At 72.4% G+C, this 4,521-nt stretch carries 6 protein-coding genes; 5 read left to right on the top strand and 1 reads right to left on the bottom strand.

The window, feature by feature from the left end:
* From Apa02nite_RS13165 to Apa02nite_RS13175, 3 genes are all read left to right on the top strand, one after another.
* On the top strand, positions 1–787 hold a 787-nt coding region (locus Apa02nite_RS13165; RefSeq protein WP_203825272.1), incomplete at its 5' end, for a fructosamine kinase family protein.
* Between the two features lie 279 nt (positions 788–1,066).
* A complete protein-coding gene (gene moaA / locus Apa02nite_RS13170; protein ID WP_203825273.1) occupies positions 1,067–2,083 on the top strand; it encodes a GTP 3',8-cyclase MoaA in 1,017 nt (338 codons plus the stop codon).
* 3 nt (positions 2,084–2,086) lie between these two features.
* The gene (locus Apa02nite_RS13175; RefSeq protein WP_203825274.1) at positions 2,087–2,326 is read left to right on the top strand and encodes a MoaD/ThiS family protein; all 240 of its coding nucleotides are present in this window, start codon (positions 2,087–2,089) and stop codon (positions 2,324–2,326) included.
* A gap of 463 nt (positions 2,327–2,789) precedes the next feature.
* On the opposite strand, the gene Apa02nite_RS13180 is transcribed toward Apa02nite_RS13175, so the two are convergent.
* Positions 2,790–2,960, bottom strand: a complete 171-nt coding sequence (locus Apa02nite_RS13180; protein ID WP_203825275.1) for a hypothetical protein — start codon at positions 2,958–2,960, stop codon at positions 2,790–2,792.
* A 324-nt stretch (positions 2,961–3,284) separates the two neighbouring features.
* Here Apa02nite_RS13180 and Apa02nite_RS13185 point away from each other — a divergent pair, with 324 nt between their 5' ends.
* Together Apa02nite_RS13185 and Apa02nite_RS13190 are read left to right on the top strand one after the other, a co-directional pair.
* On the top strand, positions 3,285–3,854 hold the full coding sequence (locus Apa02nite_RS13185) for a DUF6939 family protein (RefSeq protein WP_203825276.1): 570 nt from the start codon (positions 3,285–3,287) through the stop codon (positions 3,852–3,854).
* 200 nt (positions 3,855–4,054) lie between these two features.
* The coding region (locus Apa02nite_RS13190; RefSeq protein WP_239164289.1) for a 4a-hydroxytetrahydrobiopterin dehydratase at positions 4,055–4,521 on the top strand (467 nt) is incomplete at its 3' end.

Below are 4,521 nucleotides of genomic sequence, written 5' to 3' on the forward strand. Positions count from 1 at the left end.
TCCGGCCGGGCTGCTCGGGGAGCCTCCGGCCGGGCTGCTCGGGGAGCCTCCGGCCGGGCTGCTCGGGGAGCCTCCGGCCGGGCTGTTCGCCGCGGAGGCGGAGGGGCTGCGCTGGTTGCGGGCGAGCGGCGCGGTACCCGTACCGGAAATTTTGGTGACCCTGCCCCGGATGATCGCGATGGAATGGGTCGAACCTGGCGACGCCGGCCGTCAGGCCGCGGAGGATTTCGGGCGCGGCCTCGCCGCGCTGCACCGCAGTGGCGCGGAAAGTTTCGGGGCCCCTTGGCCCGGCTGGATCGGACCGCTGCCGCTCGACAACACACCCTGCCCCGGGCCGTGGTCCACCTGGTTCGCCGAACGCCGCCTGCTCCCCTACCTGCGGATCTCCGCGGATCAAGGCACGCTCTCCGGCGCCGACACCGCGCTGGTCGAGGAGGTCGTCAAGACCATTGATCGGTACGCGGCGGAAGAGCCGCCCGCGCGCCTGCACGGTGACCTGTGGCCGGGCAACGTGCTGTGGGGTGCGGACGGGCGGGCGTGGCTGATCGACCCGGCCGCGCACGGCGGGCACCGGGAGACCGACCTGGCGACGCTGGCGCTGTTCGGCGGGGTCCCGCACCTCGACGTGATCCTCGACGCGTATCGGGCGGAGTGGCCGCTGGCGGCGGGGTGGCGGAGCCGGGTGCCGCTGCATCAGCTGCACTTGTTGCTGGTGCATACGGCGGCTTTCGGCGCCGGGTATCGGGGGGCCGTGGTGGCGGCGGCCGAGGCCGTCCTGCGGGGCTGAGCGCCGTCGGCGTCGCCGGGTGGCCCATCGCGCCGCTTCCCGGTCCGTCCTTTCGTGTCGCGCCTCGGCCGTCTTTTCGTGTCGCCCCTCGGGCCGTTCCTTCGTGTCGCTTCCTGGGGCCGTTCCTTCGCGTCGCTTCCCGGTCCGTCTTTCGTGTCGCTTCCCGGGCCGTTCCTTCGTGTCGTTGTCCACAGGGCGATATCAGCGGCGGCAGTCGGGGGCGGGAGCGGCTAGATTCGATGTTGTGAGTAGGACCGGGAGATCAGCCGAGCGGGCCGGGTGGCGGCCGTGATCGCGCTTGCCGATCGGTTCGGCCGTGTCGCGACCGACCTGCGGGTCTCGCTCACCGACCGCTGCAACCTGCGGTGCACCTACTGCATGCCCGCCGAGGGCCTGGCCTGGATGCCGCAGCCCGAGCAGCTCACCGACGACGAGGTGATCCGGCTGGTCCGGATCGCGGTGGAGCAGCTCGGCGTCACCGGGGTCCGGTTCACCGGCGGCGAGCCGCTGATCCGGCGCGGGCTGGTCGGCATCATCGCCGCGACGGCCCAGCTCAACCCACGGCCCAAGATGTCGGTCACCACCAACGGCATCGGGCTCGAGCGGCTCGCCCCCGCCCTGCGGGACGCCGGACTCGACCGGGTCAACGTCTCTCTCGACACTCTCGACCCAGACCGATTTCGTACGCTGACGCGCCGCGACCGGCACGCCGACGTCCTGCTCGGCCTGCGCGCCTCGGCCGAGGCCGGGCTGACTCCCGTGAAGATCAACACGGTCCTGATGCGCGGGGTCAACGACGACGAGGCGCCGACCCTGCTGCGGTTCGCGCTGGAGCACGGCTACCAGCTGCGGTTCATCGAGCAGATGCCGCTGGACGCCCAGCACCAGTGGGATCGTCACGCCATGGTCACCGCCGACGAGATCCTCGCCGCGCTCACACCCTTCGATCTCCAGCCCGACGATGTTTCACGTGGAACGGCTCCGGCCGAGACCTGGCTCGTCCCGGGCCACGTCGACGCGGCGGGCGAACCGGCCCGGGTCGGCGTGATCGGCAGCGTCACCAGGCCGTTCTGCGGCGACTGCGACCGCACCCGCCTGACCGCCGACGGCCAGATCCGCAACTGCCTCTTCGCCACCGAGGAGAGCGACCTGCGCAAGCTGCTCCGCGACGGCGCGCCGGACACCGAGATCGCCGAGGCCTGGCGGGTCGCCATGTTCGGCAAGCGAGCCGGCCACGGCATCGACGACCCGTCCTTCCTGCAGCCGGCCCGCCCCATGTCCGCCATCGGAGGCTGACCGTTGCTGACCATCCGCTACTTCGCCGGCGCCCGAGCGGCGGCCGGGGTGGCCACCGAGGAGGTGGCCGCCCAGTCCCTGGAGGAGCTGACCCAGCACCTCACAGACCGCCACGGCGAACGACTCGGCCTGATCCTCAAAGCCGCAAGCTTCCTGGTAAACGGCCTAACCTGCCACAACCGCCAAGCACCCCTACCGTCCGGCGCCACCGTGGACATCCTGCCCCCCTTCGCCGGCGGCTAGACCGATCCGGCCCCGCCCCACCCCGCCCCGGCCCGAAGCGGCACAGCCCGGCACGCGCGGCGCGGCCCGACCCGGCACGGCGCGGTGCGGCGCGACCCGGCCCCGCACGCGCGGCGCGGCCCGACCCGGCCCGGGCCCGGCCCGGCACGCGCGACCCGGCCCGGCCCGCGCGGCGCGGCCCGACCCGGCACGGCGCGATGCGGCCCGGTGCGATGCGGCCCGGCGTGGCCCGATGCGGCGCGGCCCGGCGCGGCGAGGGCCCTGCGCGGCGAGGGCCCTGCGCGGCGGGGCTCGACTCGGCTCGGTACAGCCCAGTGCAGTCGGCACGGCGCAGCTTGCCGCGCTCGGCCTCCCCGCTCGGCTTGCCTGCTCGACCCCCGGGGCTCGGTCCAGCCTCTGAGTCGGCCCGGGCGTCGGCCCGGTTTCTGAGGTGCAATCGTCGGTCTGGATGTTCGGTCTGTCGTCAGCGATACATCCGCCCTGGATGCCGAGAAATGCCGACCAGGCCGCGGTCGACGCAGAGGTACTCGGTCTCGCGGTCTATCCAGTAGGTCTGACCTCCACCGATGAAGGTCGGCTGATCCAGCCGGAAGTGCCTGTCAACGGCGTCCACCAGCAGCAGACGCTCGGCCACTCTCCGCGTTCCCACGACCGGCACCCCATCACGCGGCAAGCCAGGGCGGCAAGGCGATTGCCGAACCTGCTGGTCTGCCGGAGGCAAGGCGGCTGCCGGGCTTCCAGATGTGCCGGGGCAGCAGGGCTGTCCCGGAGCCTCCCGTTTCGGGCGCAGCAAGGCGGTGCCGGAGCCTCCCGTTTGCCGGGGAAGCAAGGCGGGGCCGAGCTTCTGGTTTTGTCGTACCCCTCGGGCAGGATCCGTGTCGATCGGAGGTGGCTTCCGTTCGGTCCGCGATGGCGGCCGGCCACCTCGGGATTCGGGATGGCACGGGGGTGGGGCGGGATGTTCGTTCGAGTGGCGAGTCGCCGGCGAAAACCGGAGTCGGTGCAGGCCGAGTTTCCGGGTGCGACGGTGCTCGACGTGACGTCCCGGGCGGTTGAGCCGTGGGTCCGGCTGAGCCCGTTCTATCCACACGGGGACATCCCTGTGCCGTTCACCCCGGGCACGGTCAGCGCCTCGGTGGAGGGCGTCTGGCAGGCGCTGAAGGTCTTCGAGCAAGCCGACGTCGACCCGGCAAAACTGACTGTCACCTCGATGACCGGCCTGAAACGAACGGTCCGCCGCTTCGGCCAGGTCCGCGGCCATCGAGCCGGTCTGCACGGGCAAGAGCTGCTGCCCTACGAAACTGCCCGCCGCCTCATCTACCTCCCGACCTACCGCTGGGTCCTCGAACACCGCACCACCGACCTGATCGACCGGATCCGCCAGCACGCCGACGGGGGCGTGGTCCTGCTCGACTACACCACCAACAACGACCCAGCAGACCCGTCGAGCCCCCTCTCTCACGCCGCCCTGATCGCCCACCACATCACCGGCACCTGGCCATCCGAGCAGCCACCAGCCCCGGCCTGATCCCCCATTGCCCCTTCGACTGGCACCTCTCCTCCCGCCGGCACGGCTGATCTCCAGCTGGCGACTCAAGCTGGCGTGGCTCATCGCGTTAGCCGGCGTGGCGGGGCGGATTGGGCGGGATGCGTAGTGGGAACCAGCGGCGGACCGTGCCCGGTCCCGCGGCGAGTGCACGACAACGAGCGACAAAGGAGATCAACGTGGTGCGCGTGGTAAGTCGGGCGGAGGCCTCGGAGGCCGTCCTCGAGTTGGGGTGGCGATACCTCCTAGGCGCTCTGCAGACCGTGCTCCCGATCGGCTCGCTGAGCGCCGGCATCGAAGTGATCGCCCGAGCCGTCGCAGCCTGCGGCACCTCCGCCGACGGCCACCTGCGAGTCGACCTACGCCCGGACCGGGTCATCCTCACCCTGCAGACCCTCAAGCTGGCAGCGCTCACCAGCCGCGACGTCGCCCTGGCCCAACAGATCTCCGCCGCCCTGACCGAAATCGGCCACAAGACAGCACCCGGCACCCCATCAGGCAACCCGCAACCCCCCGCGGCGCACGACACGAACGGCCAACGTGGCGGTGGCGGTGGCGGTGGCGGTGGCGGTGGCGGTGGCGGTGGCGGTGGCGGTGGCGGCGGCGGTGGCGGCGGCGGCGGCGGCGGCGGCGGCGGCGGCGGCGGCGG

The organism is Actinoplanes palleronii, from assembly GCF_016862315.1.
Classification (GTDB): Bacteria; Actinomycetota; Actinomycetes; order Mycobacteriales; family Micromonosporaceae; genus Actinoplanes; species Actinoplanes palleronii.